The sequence below is a fragment of the Candidatus Thiothrix sulfatifontis genome (assembly GCA_022828425.1).
Classification (GTDB): Bacteria; Pseudomonadota; Gammaproteobacteria; order Thiotrichales; family Thiotrichaceae; genus Thiothrix; species Thiothrix sulfatifontis.
This window is the reverse complement of the sequence record CP094685.1, coordinates 2854618-2877537: the sequence shown is the minus strand read 5'-3', so window position 1 is coordinate 2877537 and position 22920 is coordinate 2854618. Positions and strand designations below refer to the sequence as shown.

The following is a 22920-nucleotide window of genomic DNA, read 5'->3' as shown; positions in this document are numbered from 1 at the left end:
GAAACATGGATATTTTATCTTGGTTTATGGGCGATGGCTTGGCGGTGTTCAATATCGCGTTTACTGGGGGGTTAATAGCGCTCATTTTACTCTGGAAAGTGTACCGATGGCGCTCGCGGTCACGTTGCCCGGCGTGTAAGACGCAAGGCGCATACCAGCCGACGGGCGCTGTCAACGCGATTACCCGCAGAGAGGAGCATCGCTGCGAGATGTGCGGGTATATGGACTGGGTAAAACCGCGCCACGGTGGTGGTGATAACGGGGGCGATATTGGCTGGGGTGATGGCGGTGATTAAGAAAGGCTAGATACAAATTAAGCATAACCGAAAGCCCTGTACTCGCTTACAGGGTTTTTTACATAAAAAAATAATATAATCTTAATAAATAGATATTACTTATTATGTAATTATAAATGGCATCTGTTCTTGAATTAATTTATTCACAAATTTTTTGGGGTGATTCATGAATGCCAAGCATTTAATCTATTTATCGGCTTTGGGGTCGTTGTTTGTTGCCAAGCCTGCGTTGGCTGAATTGTTTTTTTCCGAATACCTTGAAGGTTCTAGTAACAACAAGGCTATAGAAATTTACAACCCAGACAGTAATCCTGTTGATTTGTCTTTATACAAGATAGAGCTGTACTCAAACGGAAATGCTACCTCTGGCAGTTCCATGACTCTTTCCGGCACTTTAGGTAGCAAAGCCACTTATGTAATTGCTAATGGCAGTGCAAGCACTACTATCAAAGGTTTAGCGAATATAATTAACAGCGGCGTTACGGCTTTCAATGGCGATGATGCGCTTGTTTTGAAGAAAAATGGCACTACTGTAGTAGATTCGTTTGGTAAGGTCGGGGAAGATCCCGGCACCGCTTGGATTAGCGGTAGTGTATCAACGTTAAATATGACGCTGCGCCGTAAAAGTTCTATCACTGCTGGTGATGTTGATTCAAGTAATGCCTTCGATCCGGCGGCGGAATGGGACGGTTATGCACAAGATACATCTTCTGGGCTTGGTAGCCATACGGTAGTTAGTGTTCCAACGGGTACTCCGACAGCGAATGCTGGTGCTGACCAGTCTGGCATAACTGCTGGAGCGACAGTAACGTTAGATGGTTCCGCCAGCTCCGACCCCAATGGCACGATTGCCAGCTATGCGTGGACACAAACAGCGGGAACCGCAGTAACGTTGAGTGCAAGCAATGTGGCGCAACCAACCTTTGATTCAACGGGCATCAGCGGGGCACTGACTTTCTCCCTGACAGTTACCGACAACGAAGGAAACACGTCAGCGGCGGACACAGTAACCATTACGGTAGCAGCACCTTCTACGGGTGCATGTGGGACTGCGGATAAAAAGATTAGTGAAGTTCAAGGCGCTGGTTCTGCATCCCCACTCAATAATCAGGTTGTCACCATTCAGGGTGTCGTCACCAAGGTGTTGCCAAGTCTCAGTGGTTACATGGTTCAGGAAGAAGATGGCGATCAGGACGGCAATAGCGCTACTTCGGAAGGTATCTTTGTCTTTGACAGCAGCTATACCCCAAGTGTTGGCGATATTGTTGCGGTTAAGGGTACAGTTAGCGAATATTTCGACCTGACAGAACTGAAAACGGTTACAGATTACGCTGTTTGCGGAACAGGCAGTGTCACACCTGCTGCCGTAAGTCTGCCTTTCACTGCAACCAGCGATTTGGAAAAACACGAAGGAATGCTGGTTAGCTTCCCGCAAACGTTGACCGTGACTGAGACTTATTGGTTGGCACGTTTGGGGCAAGTTACGCTGTCATCTCCCGGTAAACAGCCTAGTCCTACACAGGTTGCTGAACCGGGTAGTGCTGCGAATACACAGGCAACGGCGAATGATCTTGCCCGCGTTATTCTGGATGATGGCATACGGGATGACAGTTACACTTACCAGAATCCTGACCCTGTTCAATACCCCGGTTTTGGCGTGCTGACTTACGATAACCCTATCCGCAGCGGTTACACCACCAGCAATCTTACTGGCGTTGTGCATTATGCTTCTAACTTTCTGACCACACACCAAAATATCTACCGGATTATCCCGACTAGCAATGTCAGCTTTGCGGCGGCTAACCCTCGTGAAACAACACCTCCGACTGTGGGGGGCGACATCAAGGTAACGGGTTATAACGTGCTGAATTATTTCACTACGCTGACCTCGGCTGGGAATGTGTGTGGCCCTGCGGCAAACGTGGAATGTCGAGGTGCTGATGATGCGGCTGAGTTCGATCGTCAAAATACCAAGTTGATGAATGCCTTGAAGGGCATCAATGCCGACATCGTTGGTTTGATCGAAATCGAAAACAACAGCAGCGACACCGCCCTGCAAACGTTAGTGAATAACTTAAATACGGCTATCGGTGCGGGTACTTATGCTTACATCAGCACAGGTGTCATTGGGACGGATGCCATCAAGCAAGCCCTGATCTACAAACCTGCCAAGGTTGAACCCGTGGGCAATTACTCTATCGTTGATTATAACGATGACAAGAATCGTCCAAGCCTAATACAGACGTTCAAGCCAGTGGGCGGTACGAGTGCGCAAGCCTTTACTGTGGTGGTTAATCATTTTAAATCCAAAGGTTCCGCTTGTGACACCGACCCGGATACCGGCGATGGTCAAGGGAATTGTAACCTGACCCGTAAAACAGCGGTGCAAACCCTGATGACTCAATTGGCGAGTGCGCCTAATCAACGGATTCTGTTACTAGGCGATTTCAATGCGTATGCCAAAGAAGACCCGATTGATGTGGTCAAAGCCGCAGGCTACGTCGATTTAGCCAGCAGCCATTCCAGTTCTTATGTCTTTGATGGGGAATGGGGAACCTTGGATTATGCTTTTGCCAGCCCATCACTCGCGGCAAAGGTTGCAGGTTCTGCCACTTGGCACATCAACGCAGACGAGCCGGTGGGTTTTGATTATGACATGACCTTTAAAAAAGCTGCGCAGGATACGTCTTACTACAATGCTAGTGCTTTCCGTTCATCTGACCATGACCCGGTGCTAGTAGGGTTGAACTTGGCGTGTAGTGCTTCATCGACAGTTGAAACGTCACCGACTTTAGCCGTGGCTAACAATAAGTGGACAATGTTTGGTTTGCCGCTTAATCCGGGTGCTAATAACCAAGTGCAGCAAATTTTCGATGAATTGAATGCTGTGCCATACGGCAGTCGCTGGGTGGTTTACGAGGTTGATAACACCAGTCAGAAATACACCAAACTGGCAAAAACTTCCACGATGACGGTTGGTAAAGCCTACTGGATTCTAACCCTGAATGGGGCTGTTAATGTGACCATGCAGGGTATTTCGGTAAGCCCCGATAGCCAGTGCCGTTTCGATGTGCCGCTTCATGCGACGGGTTACAGTAACGGGGAAAATGCAGTCGGCAACCCTTACGCACAGGCGATCGAGTGGAGCGATATTCTGGTCAAGACCGGCAGTGTTTATCGTACTCCGACAAACGCCAATACCGACAATATCCTCTACGGGACCTTCATCAAAGGGCCAAGCGGTACAGGTACCTCTGGTACTGGCGGTTATACCTACGGCGGGTCGCAGAGCAGCGGTTTAATTCAGGCATGGGAAGCCATCTGGGTAAAAACTAAGCCTGGTTTTGTTACAGGGACTGCATTGGCAATGCCTTCACCTTAATTTATCTGCAAAACTTTTGTTGTCCCTACCTATTGACCTACATGATGGCAGGTAGGGACAACGTTACTTGATAGGGTAGCTTTTATGAAAAAGATTAATACGGGGATTGTATTAGCCTTGAGTGGCTTGCTGTATTCCGCTCAGGCGACGGCAGATTTGGTGATTACTGAAGCGATGCCGAGCAGCAGTGCTACCGTAGACTGGTTTGAATTAACCAATACCGGGGCTTCAGCCGTGAGTCTGACAGGTTTTAAGATGGACGATAGCAGTTTCGATTTGGCAAAGGCAGTGGCGTTGAATGGTATTGACAGCATTGCAGCGGGTGAATCAGCCGTTTTTGTGGAAGGCGATAGTAGCAAAGTGACTGCATTTCAATCAGTTTGGAGCGGTACGTTCAGTGGGGTAAGAGTAGGTAACTACAGTGGCTCCGGTGTCGGTCTTGGTGCCAGTGGCGATGCTGTTGCGGTGTTTAACAGCAGTGGCGTGGAACAAACCCGCCAATCCTTTGGTGCTGCAACTAGCGGTGTTAGTTTTCGTTGGAACGCCAATAATACCGCTGCCACATCAAGTGCAGTCAATGATGCTCACGGCAGCAAGTCTACTGGCTCCGATATTGGTTCGCCGGGTCAAATTACGGGCGCACCTGTGGTTGGTACTTATCCAGAAGTGAGTGGTGTCAGTGAAGGACAAGCGATTTCCGGGGTGGTGGGTGATGCCAGCGATTACTATTCATCGACAGGGTTAGTGTTCACCGTCGCGGATACCGGCACACCGGCAGCCAGTTTGACGGTGAATACCACCAGCAGCAACCCTGCGGTGGCGACAGCAGCTGCCGTTAATAACAACGGTACAGTGACTTTAACGGTCACGCCGCTCAGTATCGGTTACACGACAATAACGGTGGCAGTGAGCAACGGCACGAATATTACCAATCTTAACCTCCAGTACGCGGCGAGCAATTCAACCACCGCGAATGCTGCAACGCGCTGGCTCAGTGGCCGTTCTGACTTGTCGAGTATCGTGCGTGTCGATGCGAATACTGCTTTGGTAGCGGATGATGAACCTAGCAATCTGTTGTTGGCTTATGCCACTAACCGTTCTGGTCCGCCGCTGGTGAGCTTTCCTTTGTCTAATGCGCAGTTAGGCACAGGGGCTGGTGACAACTGTGAAGGTGTTAGTGGTTCAAAATGTGATGGTGAAAGTGATTTGGAAGCCGGAGCCAAGATCGGCAACCGTGTTTTCTGGCTGGGATCACACAGTAATAATAAAAGTGGCAAGATTCGCCCTGACCGTTGGCGTGTCTTTGCGACGGATTTGAGTGGTTCAGGCAGTGGTTTAACCACCAGTTTGGCGGGTTATTACAAACATTTGCGCACTGACTTATTGGCTTGGGATCAAGCAAACGGGCATGGTTTAGGAGCGAACTACTTAGGTTTGGTGGCAAGTACGGTTTTAAACCTTGCGCCCGAGTCTGCTAACCTGAATGGTTTTTCGATGGAAGGTTTGACTTTCGCGTCTGACAACACTACCGCGTGGTTAGGGTTTCGTGCGCCGCTGGTTGCCGCACCCGGAGAAGCTGCGGTTACGGCTGGTTCTAGTGCCGGGCGTACCCATGCGTTGTTGATTCCAGTTACCAATATGAATGCATTAGCGACCAGCAGTGCTGGCGGCACGGCGGGTATGGCAACATTCGGCGCACCCATTCGCTTGGATTTGGATGGGCGAGGAATCCGTGAAATCCAACGCAATAATGCCGGGCAGTACGTGATTTTGGCCGGACCACCGGATTCAGCGACAGGCACAGCCCCGAAAGATTTTCGCTTATACACTTGGGATGGCAGCGTGACCCCAGAAGGTGCAGCCAAAAACTTATCATTGCGGAGTGCTGACCTAACTGGTTTGTTGGGGGGCATGGCAGCATCACCAGAAGGTTTATTGGATGTGCCGGATAATCTTATGGATGCTAGTGCAACTCTTGGTATCTTGAGTGATTCCGGGGATGTGGTGTTCTACGGTGATAGCAAGGCTGCTAAAGATTTGGCAGAGGGGCATCGCAAAGGGCGTTTAGACAGTATTGCTATCGGTGAGGCGCAATCCTGTAATGGGGGTAGCACTGCATCGACCACATCCGGTGTTTTCGCACTTCCCAATAACAAATGGACGATGTTCGGCTTGCCATTGAATCCGGGTAGTACTAATCAGGTAAGTCAAATTTTCGATGAGTTAAATGCTGTGCCATACGGTAGTCGTTGGGTGGTGTATGAAGTGGATAACACCCTTCAGCAATACACCAAACTGACAAAAACATCTGGCATGACACCCGGTAAAGCGTATTGGATACTAACCCTTAACGGTGCTGTCAATGTGACCATGCAAGGGACGCCTGTCAGTGTCAACGAAGTTTGCCGCGTTGATGTGCCGCTGCACGTCACTGGTTATCGCAATGGGGAAAATGCAGTGAGCAACCCGTTTGCTCAAGCCATCGAGTGGGTGGATATTCTGATCAAAAGCGGCAGTGTTTACCGTACACCGGCTGCTGCGGAAACGGCTAGTGTGTTGTACGGAACATTTATCCGGGGGCCTAATGGTTCTGGTGTCAGTAATTATGTTTACGGGACACCGTTGAGCAGTGGTTCTATTCAGCCATGGGAAGCCATTTGGGTCAAAACCAAATCAAGCTTCGCTAATGGTACAACCTTGTCCATTGCAAATCCTTAACGCTTGTTCTTGAAAACCCTATTTCATCTTGATGGGATAGGGCGAGGTATTGTTATGATGAAATACAGTGTTTTATTTGCGTTGGCATTTCTGGCTGGTTTGGTTTGGATGTTCAGCGATGCTGTGACCCCAACGACGCAAGAACAACCCGTAGTCGCCACTGTTCCAGTTGTGGAACAGCAGCCATTCAGTTCACCAGTTTCACCGCTCAGCACTGAGCGCAACGTTGAGGAGCAACTTACCGAGGGTAATGTTTCGCCAGCGGTTGGGCAAGTAGCCGCAGCTAGACAGCAAGACCAAGGTGTCGCCGAACCATTTACTGCGGACATTCCTTACTTGCCGCCAGAGCAACGTAGCGAAGGTAATTTAGGGGGGCCACCGCCGCGCGGCATGATGTTGACTGCTCCCCAAGAAGCTTATTAACCCTTGTTTTTATACCAGTAGGATATTAGTTATGATCGAAGAAAATACGCAACATCCCGTGGGGCAGCCATCTGCACCTAACGAGTCGGAGCGCCGTGAGTTTCTCAAAAAGTTAGGTAAATACTCTGCGTTTGCATCAGTGACCACAGTAACGCTGATGACGGCAAGCAAACGTAGTGCTGCTTCAGAGATTGGTGAGCCACCTCCTGGACCTGGTGGTAGTGGTGGTGGCTGGCCTTAATCTTGATTACGAATATTTATTCACACAATGTCTGTTCAAGTATTAGATTACTCAGGGACACAACTCATCTTTCGTCAGGAAGATGGGTTGCTGCACGTGCCTGATACCGAAGCGCTGCTAGTGTGGCAGGCATTACGTTCGGGTATTAGTGTGGTGGACATTTGCACGCAAATCGCCGCGCAGCATGAACAGGCTGAGTGCTTAGCCAAGCTCAACCAATTGCAAACTCAGTGGCAAGCACAGGGGTTGTTGGATCAGTTATCAGCTCCGCCTCATCCTACGGCCTGTTACTGCCAATGGATTCAGCCTGCCCAAGAGCCGGTAGCTGTTTATACTAATTATTTGGCAATCCATGAATATATTGCGTATGTGTATCGGGCTTGTTTGCTGGCAGAATCACATAATAGCGTGGCAGCCAGCCTAACTATCGTGTTTCAAGAACCTCAGAATACTTACCAACTGTTTGTAAACCAAACGTTGAAACATGAACATCTATCAAAAGACCAAGCACTGATTGTCTTATGTTATGAAATTGGTGAATTGGCCACTCATGAAGAACCACGTTTGTTGGTGTTTCACGCTGCCGCTGTTGCTTATCGAGAAAATACCTTACTTATGCCAGCTCAAGCGGGTAGGGGCAAAACCACATTGACCGCCACGTTGTTAGCGCATAATGCCCAGTTGATTAATGATGACATCGTACCGCTCAATCATGATGGTACTGTCACCGCCATTAATCAGCCATTGAAAATTAAGGCAGGTGCTTGGGATGTGGTCGGGTTGTTATATCCAGAGTTGGAGAGATTGCCTGCGGTGCAGCGTCCCGACGGGATATGGATGAAACACCTTTCTTTGCCTGCCGCACTGGTGTGTCAAGCGGGTTCGCGTTATTCCGTACAAGTCATGGTTGTGCCTGAGTTTAATCAGGATGCAGCCGTCCCAACGTTAGTGGCGCTCAACCCAGTGCAAACGTTACAACATCTGTTGGCGGCTGAGCCTTATTTCACTCACACGTTGACTAGACCTTATCTGCAACGTTTGTTGCAGTGGCTGGCACCGCTGCCGGGTTATAAAATTACTTACAGCAACAGTCAGGATGCCATGTTGTTACTGGATACTATTTGTCAAGAGTTACCTGCTCATGCTTGAAAAAACTGCGGTATCTACGCTTTTTCAGCCCATTTTGCGGGGCATCGAGTCACCCCACGACGGTTTTCACAATAATCTGGCGTTTGTGTTTTCAGCACTTAGCCCGGTTAGAACGCAGTTGCATTTAAAAGAAGATGTGGATTTGGTCGCTTGTTGCTGGGAACACATCTTCGCGATAGCCAGTAGTGGCTTAGTCGCGCCGCTATTGTATAGCCGTATTCGGCAGAAACAGCTTGAAGCCTATTGCCCCAGTGATTTTGTTGACGCATTACAGGTTATCCATCAGGCAAATGTCGAGAGAAATGCGGTTCATCGTGAGATTTTGTTGCAAGTGATCCGAGCTTTGAACCATGCGGGTATTACCCCTGTGTTGTTAAAAGGGGCTCATGCTTTAATGGGATTAATGCCGGATCACCAAGAGCGGATTATTAGCGATATTGATTTATTGATTTTGGATGGGCAGGTATTAAAAGCCAAGGAAATACTGTTGACTGCCGGATTTTTTCAGGCGGGTGCAGATCATACCGAAGCTGACGCAGAACTTGATCACCATCACCTCTCGCCCTTATACCATCCATCACTAAATGGGTATGTGGAATTGCATCGTTTTCCTAATTATGCCCCGTTCTACCCTCAACTTATCGCGGAATGCTTTGTTCCTGACAAGCTTCTACAGAGTGAACGTGATGACGAATGTTTCTATTACCAGCATCTGTGGCAAATCTTGTTATATAACCAGATCCATCATTACCATGCTTGCTTAGACAGTTCATTGCTGGATATGCGCCATTTAGCAGAACAAGCGGCTTTGGTGTCTGGTTTTGGCGCTTCAGTAGATTTAGAAGCTAAAGTGCTTGCGGTATTTGGCAAGCAAGCGGCACACGCACAGCTACAATTTTTGTTGCTTCAAGAATTATTTGGGCAGAGTTTGCCAGTGCCATTGCAGATGTCAACGCAGCGAATGCAGAGTCAGATCAAACAGGTTTTGGCCAAGATGTTGGCAAATCCGGCCGCGCTTGCAAAACAGCGGCGTACCGCAATATGGGCAATGTTTACTTATCTTCTGAAACAAATAAGTAATAAGAATTGGATAAAGCAGCGCCTGTTTAATTTGGCTTGGTATCAATCCAGACCAGAAATTATCAGGCAAATTCTTAGGTCAGGCAGAAAGCTAAAGTGCTAATTAAAAAAGCCCTGCAATCACTTGCAGGGCTTTCGTGTTGTGAACGCGCTAAACCGCTTTACTCAAAATAAAACTTCCCAAACAAGGCTTCCATTTCCTCTTTAGTAAGCAGCGAACCGCTCACGGGTTTTAATCCTGCTGGCGCTGAGGGTTTGGCCTCAGGTTCCGCCGGTAAACCCAGCAGTTCCACCGCCCGTTCATGCGCCACCATCGCGACGCTGCGGAACGGGTAGGTTTGCTGATGGAAGGAATAGCGCCCGCCCTGAATCGTCGTGAAGGCGATCAAGGCATCTTCCCCATGCAAGCGGCTGAAGGTGCAATGCGTTAAGCGCCCTTGTTCAAGAGCGAAGCGGCAAGACGCATTGTCGTGGGTCGCAATGAGCAAGGTGCCAGACAATTTCTGGACAACCGCATCCATTAACCCATTCCATAAGACGAGGTAAGGGTGGTAATCACGATTTGGCATGTAACACTCGTAAGTTCAAATTAACTGCGTACCAGCTTGCGCTTGCCAGCACCGGCTACCGTGGTTTTCAGGCTTTTTTCCAACTTGGTGGTGTAAGTGCTGGTTTTGACGCTGGAAACAAAGTACCAGTCCGCTTTGGCTTCGGTCGCATTCACGCTGAGCACCATGTAACCGCGTTGTGCAGTATCCGCGTAAGCCAGCGTGGGGATTAGTTGCTGTACGCCAGCCGCCAGTTCCGCTGGTTTGGTGTCGGGAATGTATTCTTCCAAACCGGGTGAGGAGACGGATGGTGTCGCAAATTCCACCCCGATGGCATTGCCACTCACGTCTTGCAAATCGCTCGCCCATGCATTGTGGGTATCACCGCTCAACACCACCACGTTTTTGTCCAACGCCCGTGCCGTACCGAACACCGTTTCGCGGGCTACAGCGTAGCCATCCCACGCATCCAGATTGTAAGGAATGCTGGGGGCGGCGATGATGGCTTGATTCACTGGGTCATTGACGATGGTAAGTTGTGCTGTTGTCATGCCCGCTGCCAGCAGGTTTTCTGGGGTAACAGGTGTGCCTGCCGCTGTCAGTCTGGCAACCAAGGTTTGGTAGGTGATAAACGCGACGGCAAGTACCCCATACTGGGCAAAGCTGACGGTAGGCTTTTGCGGGGTTGGGGTCAGCAACGGCGAGGGCAGGTACATTTTACCCATCAAGATTTGTTGCCCCAATACTTGCCATGTTGCGCCGGATGCTGCCAATTGGCTTTGCAACCACGTCATTTGTTCCGCACCCAGCAATTGGCGGGTCGGGTCTGCCATATCAGCGGCAAAAGTCGTGGCATTGAATGCGCCCGTGGTTGGGTCAATGTACGTGGCGTAATCGAGTTGCTTGTCGCGTCCACCGGCACGGGTGTCGAGCATGTGCAAACTCAGCAATGTACCGAAGTCGAACGAGCGGTAAGCCCGCAGTGGGTTGCTGGCATCTTGTTCGCGTACCGGCAACCATTCCTGCCAGGCTTTCAGGGCAGCGGCGCGGCGTAGGGCGAAATCGCCTTCGGTCGCAGTCGTGTGATTTTCTGCGCCATCTTTCCACGTATCGTTGGCAATTTCGTGGTCATCCCAGATGCAGATGAACGGCAGTTTGGCGTGAACCGCTTGCAAATCCTTATCGCTGCGGTATTGCGCGTAACGCTGGCGGTAATCGTCGATTTTCACCAATTCATTGGCGGGCAGGGAAACACGCCCCAATTTTGCGGCATCCGCCGACGCATACTGATCAGCCCCCGCCGGGTATTCGTAGATGTAGTCACCCAAGTGAATGGCGGCGAATAAATCCTCGCGCTTGGCAGCTTCGGCATAAACGTGGAAATAACCCGCTGGGTAATTGGCGCATGAAAACACCGCGAGCTTCACTTCATCCGGCGAGGCTTGCGGCAAGGTACGGGTTTTGCCGACGGGCGAGGTGCTGCCGTCAGCTTTGAAACGGTAGTAATACGTGTTGCCAGCAGTCAAGCCCGTGGCATCGACTTTAACAGTGTAATCACGGGCAGCGTCGGTTTTGGTTTCACCTTTGCTGACGACATTGGCGAAGGCGGCATCGCTGGCAACTTCCCACGTGACGCTGGTGCTGGTGGCGTTGGCACTGGGTAATACCCGCGTCCACAAGATCACCCGATCCGCTAAGGGATCACCGCTGGCAATGCCGTGCGTAAAGCTGGCAGCCGTAGCGGTGGTTGCGCTGTCATTGTCATCATTATTGCAACCCGTGAGTAAGCCACTGGCAAGCGCACTTGAACCAAAAATGGCGTGGCGAATAAAATTACGGCGATCAATAGGGGGCATGGCACTCTCCGGCTGGTTTCAAATGACGACCATGATAGAGGTGGGAATGTGTCAATGCGGTGAAAAGGGGATGATTTTTTCGTTATCCGCCCTGCACATCAGGTGTATCTGCCGCTATCTGTAACCGAAGTTGTTGAATCGTATCAACCGTCAGCCCCGTCATGCTGGCAATCTCTGCATCAGAAATCATATCAAGCCGCAGCAGATGACAGGCCACCTCCCGTGCCTTTTCAGCCATACCTTCTGCCTTGCCTTCCTGCCAACCTTCGTCGCGAGCCGTATCCGTCACATTTTTCAAATCACGGTAATACTTAAGGCTGTCTTCGTACACTTGCCGTTCAATGGGGCTGAATTGAGCAATGTTGGCAACCGCGAACAATTTCAGGAAAATGGCTTCCTGCAATTCTGGCGGGATTTCCTGCAACTCATGCAAGTGTCTGAAAATGTAAAACCATTTGTCTTGCAGGGTGCGGAGTTCCCCGCGTGTTTTTTGGAAATGCGGCAGGGTCAGGTAGATGAACGTCAGTTTGTCGTAAAATACGTGCCCATTCTGGTTTTTCAGTTGGATGAAGTGGACGACCTCGTGGTCATCTTCGCGCCGGTCTTCGTCAAACACAAAGTCGAGGATGCCGACCGTGTAAACTGCTGTGAGCTTGTAATCCCAATCACCGCGTTGCGCCTGTTCTTGAATTGGGAAGGTGGCGTAATAAAGGCTGCGATCTTTGAAATAATTCTGCTTGGCTTTTTGCAGTTCCACAATAAAGCGCTCGCCCGTGCTGCTGGTGCAGCTCAGGTCAAAAATTGCCTTGCGGTCGAGGGCGTTAGCGCCTTGGTATTCATTTTTGGTGAATTGCAGGTCTTGGATATGGTGTTTTTCAGGCAATAGCGTATTTAAGAAGCTGATCAGCAGGTCTTTGTTCGGCTCTTCACCAAACAGCTTTTTGAAACCGAAGTCAGTGAAAAGGTTAATGAATTTATCTTGCATGGCGCTCGCCTGTCAGGTAGCTGGATGAGGTAAGTTTAGCATAAATGAATTCACCAACAGTGATGATCCCGAACACACATCCTTATGCGTCCGGGTGTTGCGAGCGGGCTTACAAGCCTTTGCAGTTGGCGTAGTAAGTAACAGTGGCAGGCCAGTCAGAGAAAATGCCTTTGATGCCGACATCTTGTGCCAGTACATCGAGCATTTTCAGGGTGTCGCCATCGTTGTTGATGCCTTTGTTGACGGTTTGGTAGTACCAGCCACCGCCCGTGGTCATCGGGTAAGAACGTTCCAACGTCCACGCGATCAGGTTGATGCCAGCCGCTTGTGCAGCTTTGGCATAAGCCGATGGCACGATGTCGTTGTTGGCATCCAGTTCCACCAGCGTGAACATCGGGGGCGCAAGGTAGTTTACGCCTTGTGCTTTGAGGGATGGCATGGCGGCAATCTGCTTCTGGTAGTCAGCCGGAACGAGGTTTTCATCGGGGTCGTTTTTGTATACCTCATCATCCAGATACACGGCTTGTTCACCGAATTCTGATTCGTGTTTGACCCAGTACAGGATGTCATCCAGTTCAAACGATTGCGGAAATACGTCGCAAGCGGGTACACCAGCAGCTTTGTATTCGTCGATCATTTTCTGGGCGTATTGTTGCTGGGTGAAGCCATCAAACGGCATTTTGACGCTGGCAGACTTGAGTTCTGGCGTCATTTTTGTCCCCATTTTCTGGAATAAGGCAATACTTTCCTGATGCGTCATTAGCGTGCCAGGGGCGGTATACAGGTCGGTGCGGAAATTGGCGGTGCCTTTGAGGTAATCCGCAGCGGTAGTCGCGTTGGGGTTGGAGGCATCCATTTTGCCTTTCAACGTCTTGAATTCCGCCAAGGTAATGTCGCTGGTGCAGCATTCGGCTGACGCAGGTTTCACCACTTTGCCACTGGCATCGAGTTGTGCTGGGGTGAAGGGTTTAGAACATTTGTTCGCCAACGGGGTGGCAACAATATTGGTGGTGGTATGCAGGTCGCACTGGGAATGGCGGCACACCAGTTCCTTATCCTTGGTGAAGGTGACGTCGCATTCGATAATGCCAGCACCCATGCGGGCAGCGGCTTGGTAAGATTCCTTGGTGTGTTCAGGAAATTGCAGCGCCGCGCCGCGATGACCGATGGAAAAATCGGTTTTGCGGAACGGTTGATTGCCACAATGTTGCAATTCCTCTTTCAGTTGACCGGCATCCATATCCTCAACCAGATAATAAGGGCGCGGGCCGACTTGAATATTGTCAGCAGGGTTCAGGTCAGTGGCGTGAGCGAGTGGCAGGGCGGTAACGAGAGCGAGTAGCGTGGTACTCAAATGAAAACGCATCAGTTCAGTGTGCATAGTAAGCCTCCTTGGCAAACGGGTTAGCGCATTTAGCCTAGCAGAGCCTTGTGTACAGAGGATGATTAAGGCTTGACAGAAATATGACAGTCAAGCCGTTGGGGATTCATACCGCTGCAACACAAAGCAGGTAGAATCCGCGTCGACATTGGAACGGGAGTAGTGCTGTGCAAACCTTTGGCTATAAAGTCGTCGAGAAAAACCGCGAAGAAATCGTGCCGGTGGTGAATGCTGCACTTAGCCAGCAACGCCCCTTGGAAATTGGCCTGTATTTTGGCAATCAAGCGGCATGGGATTTTATCCGCAGCAGTTTGCAGGAAGCGCCCAGCCGAATTCCGGTCAATACGCATCTGGATCATCAGCGCCTCAGCTTGTTCACGATTGCGGGCATGGAAGAGCAACTGCATCAGCAACTTACTTTGGCGCAGGAAATCGGCTCCAGTTATTCGATTACGCACCTGCACAATACGCCCACCAGCCAGCGTCCGGCACATCGCAAAGCGTTAGCAGAGCATTTAACCCGTCAATTACAGGTTTTGGAAGCGGTATGCGCTGAATACCAGCACCCCATTTACATTGAAAATACCTACCATAATCTGGAATTTTACCGCTGGTTTTTCGAGTTGGTCGAGCGGTTAGAGCTGGTGCATATCCACCATTGTTTTGACATTGGTCACGCCAAAATCTGGTCACAGGAAAAGTTGCCGCAGTGGGTGTTGTGGCTGCGCGAACTCAGCGACAAAGGTTTCCACATTCACTTTCATTTGCACGCGAATAACGGGTTGGCGGATCAACACCTGTCCTTCACAGAAACCGAGGTGTCGGGCATGAACCGTGCGGACAGTTACACCTTGAAGTGGGATTATTTTGAAGCAATGTCAGAATTGCGTGATCATTTCCCAACCAGTCGTAAAGTATTCGAGGTTCGACCTTGGTATGCGCTGGATAATATGGCGCTGGTGATGGAACGCTTAGGGCAGTAAGCAAGTGGTAAAATTTTCCGTATAATCTTGTGGGGATGCCATGAGTATGTAACATTACAAAAATAATATATTGAGCATAATTCACGAGAACAGGAGAATACCATGAGTAACTACCTACTCATCGGCTTAGGGGGAACAGGCGGCAAAGTTCTCAAAGCTTTCCGTAAAACGATTTATGAAGAATTCCGCTCCCTCAGGCCTGCTGAGGAAACCGGGGTACACATCAAAAGCCTTTACGTTGACTCCAGTCGTGCCGATCTTGCCGGTAGTGAATCCTGGCGTACCCAAGGCGATATTGGTGCAGACATCAGCCTTGACGAAGAAAGCCGCTTTTCCATTACCAGCAATAATTTGGCGCAACGCCTGCAAGACCCTGAACACAATCCCGTTACTCACCGTTACATTGGCAATCCCGCTTACTGGGGCGATATTTTCAGTTCCATGAACATCAGTGAAACCGCCGGTGGGCAAATGCGCCGCTTGGGTGTTGCGTTGTTCGAGCCACGTTCTGCCGGGTTTGTCGAACACGTCACCCGCATGACCAAAGGGTTGGAAGAAAAAAGCAATAAAGCCCAAGTCAGTTTTCATGTGTTTGCGGGTTTGGCGGGCGGGACAGGCAGCGGCTCATTCCTGCACGTCATCGCCCAACTGCGGGCGTTGTACCGTGACCCACAACAATACCCGATTTATTTGTACTTGCTGTTGCCAGAACCCAATTCGCCTTGGGCGCGAAACGGTGTCGCCAGCAATTATTACGCCAATGGCTACGCGGCTTTGGAAGAACTCAACGCTTATCTGGTTTCTGACAGCAAAGAAGGGCCGAACAAGGGTGGCCCTTTGTTTGCACCCATTGACCTGACCGGCAAAACCTTACGCTTTGAGAATCCGGCGCGGGGCGGTGAAACCCTGCTGAAAGATCGCTTGCAAGGGTGTTTTCTGGTTTCCACCATCAATGAACAGAATCGGGCATTGCCGGTACAGGAAATTCCTGAACTGATCGCGCAACTGGTTTACCAACGTATTTTCTTGATTGACCGTTCCATCCCGGACAAGCACCGGGCGTTACGTGACGCGATTTCGCTGGAAAATCTTGCTACCCCGGATGAGGCTAAAAAGAGCAATCCCAACGTCAAGTTGCGCAGTGTGCGCTTCCAGAGTTTTGGCATGAAGCGAGTGGTGATTCCTGAAGAGGAAATCCGTGAACATTTTTCTGCCCAGTTTTCCCGCCAAGCGGCGTTACAGATGCGCTACAACCACTGGCCTGAGCACATTGGAGCAGAGTATTTGGCGGAGCCGCGCAAAATCAGTTTCAAGGAATTTGTCCAGAAAGAAGATAACCGCCAGTTGTGGAAAATCAGTACCCCGCAAGTCAAGCTGGAGGCGGGGATACTGGATGATGAGGTCAAGTCCAAACGGGCATGGAAAAGCGTCCAGCAGGACTGGGAAGATGTGGTTGTCCACCTCAAAAAAGCCGCCTGGGAATTTCCGCACGAAAGCAGCAAAGATGTGCGGCTCGATGTATTGCAGGAGGAATTTCAGCGGCGCTATGCCGAAACTTTTCGGGGTTTGGGGGTCGAGACTTTTTACAACACCAAACTGGATGATCTGACCAAACCTGACCGGCATATCGCCGAAGTCCGTGACACCTTGGAACACTGGATGCTTCAGGAGTGGGAAGAAGGCCGCTTGTCCGCCACGGATTTGGAGGTGTTGCTGGATGACCTGCTGGAAGACGTGGAAAGCCGCTTGCGCAACATTCCGGCTATCCGCGAAAAATTGGCAGAAGGTGAGACGATCACCAATGAAAAAATTGCCGCCAATCGGGACATGTGGGGTCAAACCGGCTTGATCGCACGCACCTTGTTTGGCAAACGCGAGAAGATTTTTGAGGCGCAGGCAGAGTTGCTGCGTGAACTGTACGAGCGACGCAGCTTGCAAATGGCTTGGCGGTTTGCTGAAACGTTCTTGGGTCGTTTGCTGGCGGAATTGCGTGACAAGTTCAAGCCCGGTTTGGCGGAATTTCGCAACGGTTTGGATGATGCCGTGCGTTTCTTCGACAGCCGCATTGCACAAACGTGTCAAGTGGATGAGCAACACAGTGACTTGCAGGAGAACGTGATCAAGTTTTACGAGCCAGTCAAGGTACGCAAGTTTGTCCGTACCTTGTTGGAGCAGGAGAAAGACCAAAAAGCTTGGGCAGGTGAAGTACGGCGGCGCTTCCTTCAGGTCGTTACGGAAAATCAGCGCCAAAACAAGGGAAAAGAACGCTATTTCTCGGCAATGGTTGCCCACGGTATCCGCAATGGTGAACTCAAGCGGGTGCTGGAGGATGTGAGCCGCCGCAATTCTGAGGTTGCCCATACCAACCAAACCGGGGAGCAAGGCCGTTTGGTGGGGGTCAATATTGTGGCGAAAATGGCGGAACAGTTTTCCGATGATAAACGCCTGCAACAATACGTATTGGACTTGGTGCGCAGTGCGCAAACGTTCATGAAATATGACACCAACGAATTTGGTGGTGGGCGCGGGGCAGAAGCGGTGATGGCTGTGCTATTGCCTGAGTGCCCGGACAAGGCTGAGTTCCGCAAGCGTCTGGCAGAATTGTTCGTCAAGGCACAAGGCGATGGGGTTATCCCGCATGTGATTGATACCAATCTCAGAGGCAACGAGATTACGCTGATCAGTTTCAAATATGCGTATCCGTTACGCTTTTTGCAGCCGGTACATGACTTGAAGGAAAAATACGATTTTCGGCTGGCGCAAGGGATGCGGGAAAGGGCGTTGCTGGAAGTGCATGTTGAAGACCATAAGCCTGAACTGCCTTCCTTGTTGCGTCCCCCACCGGGGCAGCCGGGCAAGCAAATCTTGCCAGTGCTGCAACTCGCGGTGGCCTTGGGGCTGTTACGGCGTGACCAAAACCGCCAGTCCGGGCAGTGGGAGCGCATTCTGGAAGTGTTGGATGAGTACGGCATTCCACAAGAGCATGTCTATCGGGATGAGTTGGTAGCACTGCTGGAAAGCCCTAAACAGGTGGCGGCACTGGATGTTGGCAAAATTCAGGAATTACAGCGTGCCACCACTGAAGCACAGTTGGAAGTGTTGCAAGATGCGGTTGAAACAGAACTCAGCAAAGAAAAGTACCGCATAGCCAGCACACGGCAAGTCTTGGTGCAGTCCATCCAGCAACAAATTCTGGCGGTGCGCGATAACCGCGACGGTAATATTCACGACCCGATTTACCATGAATTCAGGGCATCTACCCAGACAGCCATTGAACGGGTCAATTCCATTTTTTAAGCGGGGTGAAGCATGGCAAGGAAATATGGCCGTTGTGCAAATTACGGCGAATGTTCATTAGCGGACAGCCACAAAGTTATTGATTCAACGGAAGATAATTTTGTGTGTACGGAATGCGGCAAACCGTTGCGTGTTGCGACGAGCGCAGGTGCAGCATCCGGGAGTGACGGGGGAACTGGTTTTCCCAAGTGGGCATTGTGGTTGCTGCCCTTGTTGCTCTTGCTGGCGGGCGGTGGTTTCGCGGGTTGGAAGTACCTGCAAGCGCCCGCTGCACCCATCGCGTCAAGCTCGCCGGTGCAGCCGGTGGTTAATCCAACGCCAGCGCCGCCACCTGTAACACCTCCCCCGGTTACGCCGCCAGCAGAACCTAAAGAACCCAGCCCCAATATCGTGTTGCGCATCCACGGTTCTAATACGATTGGGGCGACACTCGCGCCTGCTTTGGTGGAAGCTTTCATGCAGGAAAAAGGCTATACGGCTATTGAAAAAGTGCCGTTAGCCGACTTAGAAGTGTTAATCAAAGGTAAAAAGCCAGCTTCAGCGGAAGTGGATGCTGTTGAAATTAAGGCGCACGGTTCGAGTACCGCCTTTGACGAAACCGATAAAAACAAGCAGGTCGGCTTACTGGGTGGTCATGCGGACGTTGGTATGTCATCCAGCCCGGTTAAAAAGGAAATGGCAGAAAAGTTTCAAGCGCAGAATAAGGGTGATCCCGGTTCACGAGCGCAAGAACACGTCATTGCCTTGGATGGTTTGGCGGTCATTGTCAACCCCAGCAACAGCATCGACAAATTGAGCGTGGAAAAGATCAGGAAAATCTTCTTGGGTGAAGTGACTGATTGGGCGCAACTCGGTGGTAATTCCGGCGCAATCAAGCTGTATTCGCGTGACGAGCAATCCGGCACTTACGACACGTTTAAACATTTGGTGCTGTCCGGGCAAAAGCTGGAGTGCGACAAACAGGCTAATCTGATGTGTTTTGAAGACAGCAAAGAATTGGCTTCCAACGTGGCGAGTGACTTGAACGGGATTGGCTTCATCGGGCTGAATTACATTGGTACTTCTAAGGCATTGAAAGTGAGTATGGGCGAGGGCGTTAGTGCGCTGGCTCCCACACGTTTCACCGTCAAGACGGAGGATTATCCGTTAGGTCGCCGGTTGTTCTTATACCAGACCAATCAGCCTAAGCCATTGGCGGCTGAGTTTATCCAGTTCACTTTAAGCAATGCCGGGCAGAAGGTTGTTAATGATACGGGTTTGGTGGAAGTGGCCATTGCTGACCAAGAAGACCCAGAAGCCATGTCGGTCGTTGATGCTGACAAGCAACGTCTGCTGGATGATGCTAATGTTCCCAAGGCTTACAAGGATTTGATTCGTCAGGCCGATCGCAAAGACACACAGCTCAATTTCCGCTTTGCCTCAGGCGCTTCAGAACTGGATAACCGGGCTTTCCGCGATGTGGGACGTTTGTCCGAAAAACTGGGTAAACCTGAGTTTGAAGGGGCGAAGTTGATTCTGGTGGGTTTCGCTGACCCTAAAGGTGATGCCGCGAAAAACCTTGAGTTATCAAAGCAGCGTGCTGCCCAAGTGAAAGACGAGTTGATGACTGAAGGCATTCAGATTGAGACAGTGACTGGTTTTGGTGAAGAACCTTCTTTACTGCTTGACCCGCGTGAGGATGAGCCGGAAAGTTTGGCGAAAAACCGCCGGGTAGAAGTTTGGTTGCAACGCCCTACACCGGCCTCGCCTTAATTAAGTTGTCACACAATTGCTGTATATCAAAAACCACCAAACAACTCGGAGTCTTATAATGAAACTCAAGCATTCTTTCTTGTTCAGCCTGTGCATTTCCACCCTAGGGCTAATGAGCGGCTGTAACGACAATGACACCCCGGCAGTGACCCCAGCTAACACGGTACCTGCGACTAGCCTGCGCATTTTGCACATCAACGACCACCATTCACACTTGCAACCCAACAGCGCCACCCTGACGCTGGCGGGCAAAGCCACCGCTGTCAAAACCGGCGGTTTCCCGCGCGTTGTGGCTAAAATCGACGAATTGGCAGCCAGCGGTGGCAATGTATTGAAACTGCACGCGGGTGATGCGACCACCGGCGATTTGTATTTCACCCTGTTTAAAGGTAAAGCAGATGCAGAACTGATGAATCAAGTCTGCTTTGACGCCTTCACTTTGGGGAATCACGAATTCGATTCCGGTGATGCCGGTTTGAAAACTTTCCTCGATTTCCTCAACGGCAGTGCAGTGTGCAAAACCGATGTATTGTCGGCAAACGTACAACCCAAAGTCGGTACGTCACCACTGACCTTGACTTCTGCCACTGATTACATCAAGCCTTACGTTATTAAGGAAATCAACGGGCAGAAATTTGGCATTATCGGCCTGACTATTGCGGGCAAAACCAAAAACTCTTCCAGCCCGGATGCAACCACGCTGTTCGCGGATGAAGCTACTACCGCACAAAAATACATCGACGAATTGGCGGGTAAGGGTGTCAACAAAATCGTTTTGCTGACGCATCAGGGTTACACCAATGACCAAACAATTGCCAAAAAATTGAAGGGCGTTGACGTGATTGTTGGCGGCGACTCGCACACCTTGCTAGGCGACGGTTTCAAAACGTTTGGCCTGACACCAGAAGGCGCTTACCCCACCAAAACCACCGATGCAAACGGCAAGCAAGTGTGTATCGCACAAGCCTCGCAGTACAGCGACATCGTGGGCGAGTTGAGCATTGAATTCGACGCCAACGGTGACGTGAGTGCGTGTTCCGGTACACCGCACTTGTTGCTGAGCGACACCTTCAAAGTGAGCAATGTGGAACTGACGGGTGCGGAGCGTGATGCGGTGCTGAAAGTGGTAGCCGATGCGCCGGAACTTTCCATTGTTACCTCGGATGCCGCTGCACAAACCAATCTCGACAGCTATTCGCAGCAAGTCGACGTGTTGAAGCAAACCAAAATTGGCGTAGCCGCTGAAACGCTGTGCCATGAGCGCGTTCCTAATCAAGGTTTGAGCAAAACCGCAGGCTGTACTGCTGCCACCAAATCAAATGGCAGTGACATTGCCAATATCGTTTCCAAAGCGTTTTTGGAAATGAGCCTGACGTCTGACATTTGCTTGCAGAATGCTGGCGGTGTGCGCGTTGACGTACCCGCAGGCGATATTACCCTCGGCACGGCTTATACCTTACTGCCGTTTGCCAACACGTTGACTGAAATGGATATGACGGGGAAAGAAATTGTCGATTCCTTGGAAGACGGCATTGATTTCGCGCTGAATCCACAAGGTTCAACAGGTTCATACCCGTATGCAGCCGGTTTGCGTTGGGAAGCGGATTTGTCGCAAGCCAAAGGTGCGCGTGTCACCAATGTGCAAATTAACCCGCGTGTTAAAGGTACTTGGACAGCGATTGATCCCGTGAAAACTTACAAGGTTGTAACCAACAGCTTCCTCGCTACTGGCGGTGATGGTTACACCACGTTCAAGAATTTAGCGGCATCTAAAAAGCTGAACACTTACTTGGATTACGCGCAATCCTTTGCCGATTACGTGACCCGCGAAACTGCCGCCGGGCGTAGCGTGGTGAAATTGCCGTTAGAAGAGTACAGCACGCAGCGTTTCGTTGACAAAAGCGGCACGTTGCAATAACGAACTCGAACCTTTAGATGAGTACAATCCAATGGATTGTACTCATCAATGCCCTTTGAAAAACAGCTCATACAACGTCAGCCCAATTTCAACCACAATCAAAATGGTGATATACCATTCCACCCGATAACTTTGCTGAGTTTGCAGTAAATCTAACAAAGTTTCGGCAGTATTCGAGATCACTTGCAGCTTGCGTTCCAGCGCTAAATGGCGTTCGCGCAACTCGAATTCATCTTCTAGCCGCAGGTACAAACCTTCCAGTTCAGGGCGTTCCCACAACAAATCGGGTTTGTCAGCGACTTCGGCACGCCCGACCATGCGCTGCTGACTGAGCAGGGAATCGCCAATATAGGTCAGTAATACTTGCTTGCTTTGCCCGACACGGCCTTGTTTGCTGAGGTTTTGCGCCAACGGCTCGATCTTGTCAAAAGTTTTGGTCAGGCGGGCTTCGTCATCGGACAGGATTGAGCTACGTGCCAGCATTTCCGCCACCAGTTGCAAGCGTTGCACCGAAGTATCGTGCAACCATAAGCAGCCTTTAGCATCAACGCCTTCGAGCGTGTCGGCCTCAATGCGCAAGTTGAGTAATTCGTCATCAGGCCAAGTGCGCGGATCTTGGATCAACGGTAGCAAGCGTTCCATGAAAGCGCTTTCTTGCTCGGTACTCAGACCAAAAAATACCACAACGCCGTAGCGGAATAACATCGCGCAACCACCGCCGGGAATGGCGACAGTCAGCGGGTTAATGCCTAATGTTTCATCAGCGCGAAACGGTTTGGTGTCAATGCGGCTGCCGAGCAGGGCTTCGCGCACGCGGATGCTGCCATCGGCTTGGGTGTTGAGGGATAGGTTGTTCATGCTAGTCATCATATCGTTTTAAGTGTGATAGCAAGTGTACGGCATAAGTGTGA

16 protein-coding genes are annotated in these 22920 nt (G+C 50.5%); 11 read left to right on the top strand and 5 right to left on the bottom strand.

What is annotated here, in order from left to right; genetic code table 11:
- Positions 1-5: 5 nt before the first annotated feature.
- The 7 genes from L3K52_14280 to L3K52_14250 all read left to right on the top strand — a co-directional run bounded on the left by L3K52_14280 (position 6) and on the right by L3K52_14250 (position 9392).
- Complete coding sequence (locus tag L3K52_14280; GenBank protein ID UOG91354.1) at positions 6-296, top strand: hypothetical protein; 291 nt, start codon at positions 6-8, stop codon at positions 294-296.
- Between the two features lie 166 nt (positions 297-462).
- The gene (locus tag L3K52_14275) at positions 463-3678 is read left to right on the top strand and encodes an ExeM/NucH family extracellular endonuclease (GenBank protein ID UOG91353.1); all 3216 of its coding nucleotides are present in this window, start codon (positions 463-465) and stop codon (positions 3676-3678) included.
- Between the two features lie 84 nt (positions 3679-3762).
- The gene (locus tag L3K52_14270; protein ID UOG91352.1) at positions 3763-6396 is read left to right on the top strand and encodes a lamin tail domain-containing protein; all 2634 of its coding nucleotides are present in this window, start codon (positions 3763-3765) and stop codon (positions 6394-6396) included.
- A gap of 54 nt (positions 6397-6450) precedes the next feature.
- Complete coding sequence (locus L3K52_14265) at positions 6451-6819, top strand: hypothetical protein (protein ID UOG91351.1); 369 nt, start codon at positions 6451-6453, stop codon at positions 6817-6819.
- A gap of 31 nt (positions 6820-6850) precedes the next feature.
- Positions 6851-7060: a hypothetical protein gene (locus L3K52_14260; protein UOG91350.1), complete on the top strand. Its 210-nt coding sequence runs from the start codon at positions 6851-6853 to the stop codon at positions 7058-7060.
- 27 nt (positions 7061-7087) lie between these two features.
- Positions 7088-8209 carry a hypothetical protein gene (locus tag L3K52_14255; protein ID UOG91349.1) on the top strand — a complete coding sequence of 374 codons (1122 nt, stop codon included), beginning with the start codon at positions 7088-7090 and terminating at the stop codon, positions 8207-8209.
- A complete protein-coding gene (locus L3K52_14250) occupies positions 8202-9392 on the top strand; it encodes a nucleotidyltransferase family protein (protein UOG91348.1) in 1191 nt (396 codons plus the stop codon). Before L3K52_14255 ends, L3K52_14250 begins: the two co-directional genes overlap by 8 nt.
- Positions 9393-9450: 58 nt before the next feature.
- On the opposite strand, the gene L3K52_14245 is transcribed toward L3K52_14250, so the two are convergent.
- The 4 genes from L3K52_14245 to L3K52_14230 all read right to left on the bottom strand — a co-directional run bounded on the left by L3K52_14245 (position 9451) and on the right by L3K52_14230 (position 14059).
- Positions 9451-9858: a DUF4388 domain-containing protein gene (locus L3K52_14245; protein UOG91347.1), complete on the bottom strand. Its 408-nt coding sequence runs from the start codon at positions 9856-9858 to the stop codon at positions 9451-9453.
- A gap of 20 nt (positions 9859-9878) precedes the next feature.
- Entirely contained in the window at positions 9879-11693 is a 1815-nt protein-coding gene (locus L3K52_14240; GenBank protein UOG91346.1) for an alkaline phosphatase D family protein, read from the bottom strand.
- A gap of 82 nt (positions 11694-11775) precedes the next feature.
- Entirely contained in the window at positions 11776-12678 is a 903-nt protein-coding gene (locus L3K52_14235) for an Rpn family recombination-promoting nuclease/putative transposase (GenBank protein ID UOG91345.1), read from the bottom strand.
- Positions 12679-12787: 109 nt separating this feature from the next.
- Positions 12788-14059: a glycerophosphodiester phosphodiesterase gene (locus L3K52_14230; protein UOG91344.1), complete on the bottom strand. Its 1272-nt coding sequence runs from the start codon at positions 14057-14059 to the stop codon at positions 12788-12790.
- Positions 14060-14226: 167 nt separating this feature from the next.
- Between L3K52_14230 and L3K52_14225 the strand changes: the two genes are divergently transcribed.
- The 4 genes from L3K52_14225 (at position 14227) to nadN (ending at position 22009) form a co-directional block, all read left to right on the top strand.
- Positions 14227-15042, top strand: a complete 816-nt coding sequence (locus L3K52_14225) for a hypothetical protein (protein ID UOG91343.1) — start codon at positions 14227-14229, stop codon at positions 15040-15042.
- A 102-nt stretch (positions 15043-15144) separates the two neighbouring features.
- On the top strand, positions 15145-18339 hold the full coding sequence (locus L3K52_14220; GenBank protein ID UOG91342.1) for a tubulin-like doman-containing protein: 3195 nt from the start codon (positions 15145-15147) through the stop codon (positions 18337-18339).
- Between the two features lie 12 nt (positions 18340-18351).
- Positions 18352-20091, top strand: a complete 1740-nt coding sequence (locus L3K52_14215; protein ID UOG91341.1) for a phosphate ABC transporter substrate-binding/OmpA family protein — start codon at positions 18352-18354, stop codon at positions 20089-20091.
- A 58-nt stretch (positions 20092-20149) separates the two neighbouring features.
- Positions 20150-22009, top strand: coding sequence for an NAD nucleotidase (gene nadN, locus L3K52_14210; protein ID UOG91340.1), 1860 nt, complete (start codon positions 20150-20152; stop codon positions 22007-22009).
- A gap of 45 nt (positions 22010-22054) precedes the next feature.
- On the opposite strand, the gene L3K52_14205 is transcribed toward nadN, so the two are convergent.
- Entirely contained in the window at positions 22055-22867 is an 813-nt protein-coding gene (locus tag L3K52_14205) for an RMD1 family protein (GenBank protein ID UOG91339.1), read from the bottom strand.
- Between the last annotated feature and the right edge of the window lie 53 nt (positions 22868-22920).

Bases quoted from the DNA above. Each gene is read 5' to 3' on its own strand.
- L3K52_14280 (UOG91354.1), top strand. From the start codon at position 6: ATGGATATTTTATCTTGGTTTATGGGCGATGGCTTGGCGGTGTTCAAT.
- L3K52_14275 (UOG91353.1), top strand. From the start codon at position 463: ATGAATGCCAAGCATTTAATCTATTTATCGGCTTTGGGGTCGTTGTTT.
- L3K52_14270 (UOG91352.1), top strand. From the start codon at position 3,763: ATGAAAAAGATTAATACGGGGATTGTATTAGCCTTGAGTGGCTTGCTG.
- L3K52_14265 (UOG91351.1), top strand. From the start codon at position 6,451: ATGATGAAATACAGTGTTTTATTTGCGTTGGCATTTCTGGCTGGTTTG.
- L3K52_14260 (UOG91350.1), top strand. From the start codon at position 6,851: ATGATCGAAGAAAATACGCAACATCCCGTGGGGCAGCCATCTGCACCT.
- L3K52_14255 (UOG91349.1), top strand. From the start codon at position 7,088: ATGTCTGTTCAAGTATTAGATTACTCAGGGACACAACTCATCTTTCGT.
- L3K52_14250 (UOG91348.1), top strand. From the start codon at position 8,202: ATGCTTGAAAAAACTGCGGTATCTACGCTTTTTCAGCCCATTTTGCGG.
- L3K52_14245 (UOG91347.1), bottom strand. From the start codon at position 9,858: ATGCCAAATCGTGATTACCACCCTTACCTCGTCTTATGGAATGGGTTA.
- L3K52_14240 (UOG91346.1), bottom strand. From the start codon at position 11,693: ATGCCCCCTATTGATCGCCGTAATTTTATTCGCCACGCCATTTTTGGT.
- L3K52_14235 (UOG91345.1), bottom strand. From the start codon at position 12,678: ATGCAAGATAAATTCATTAACCTTTTCACTGACTTCGGTTTCAAAAAG.
- L3K52_14230 (UOG91344.1), bottom strand. From the start codon at position 14,059: ATGCACACTGAACTGATGCGTTTTCATTTGAGTACCACGCTACTCGCT.
- L3K52_14220 (UOG91342.1), top strand. From the start codon at position 15,145: ATGAGTAACTACCTACTCATCGGCTTAGGGGGAACAGGCGGCAAAGTT.
- L3K52_14215 (UOG91341.1), top strand. From the start codon at position 18,352: ATGGCAAGGAAATATGGCCGTTGTGCAAATTACGGCGAATGTTCATTA.
- nadN (UOG91340.1), top strand. From the start codon at position 20,150: ATGAAACTCAAGCATTCTTTCTTGTTCAGCCTGTGCATTTCCACCCTA.
- L3K52_14205 (UOG91339.1), bottom strand. From the start codon at position 22,867: ATGAACAACCTATCCCTCAACACCCAAGCCGATGGCAGCATCCGCGTG.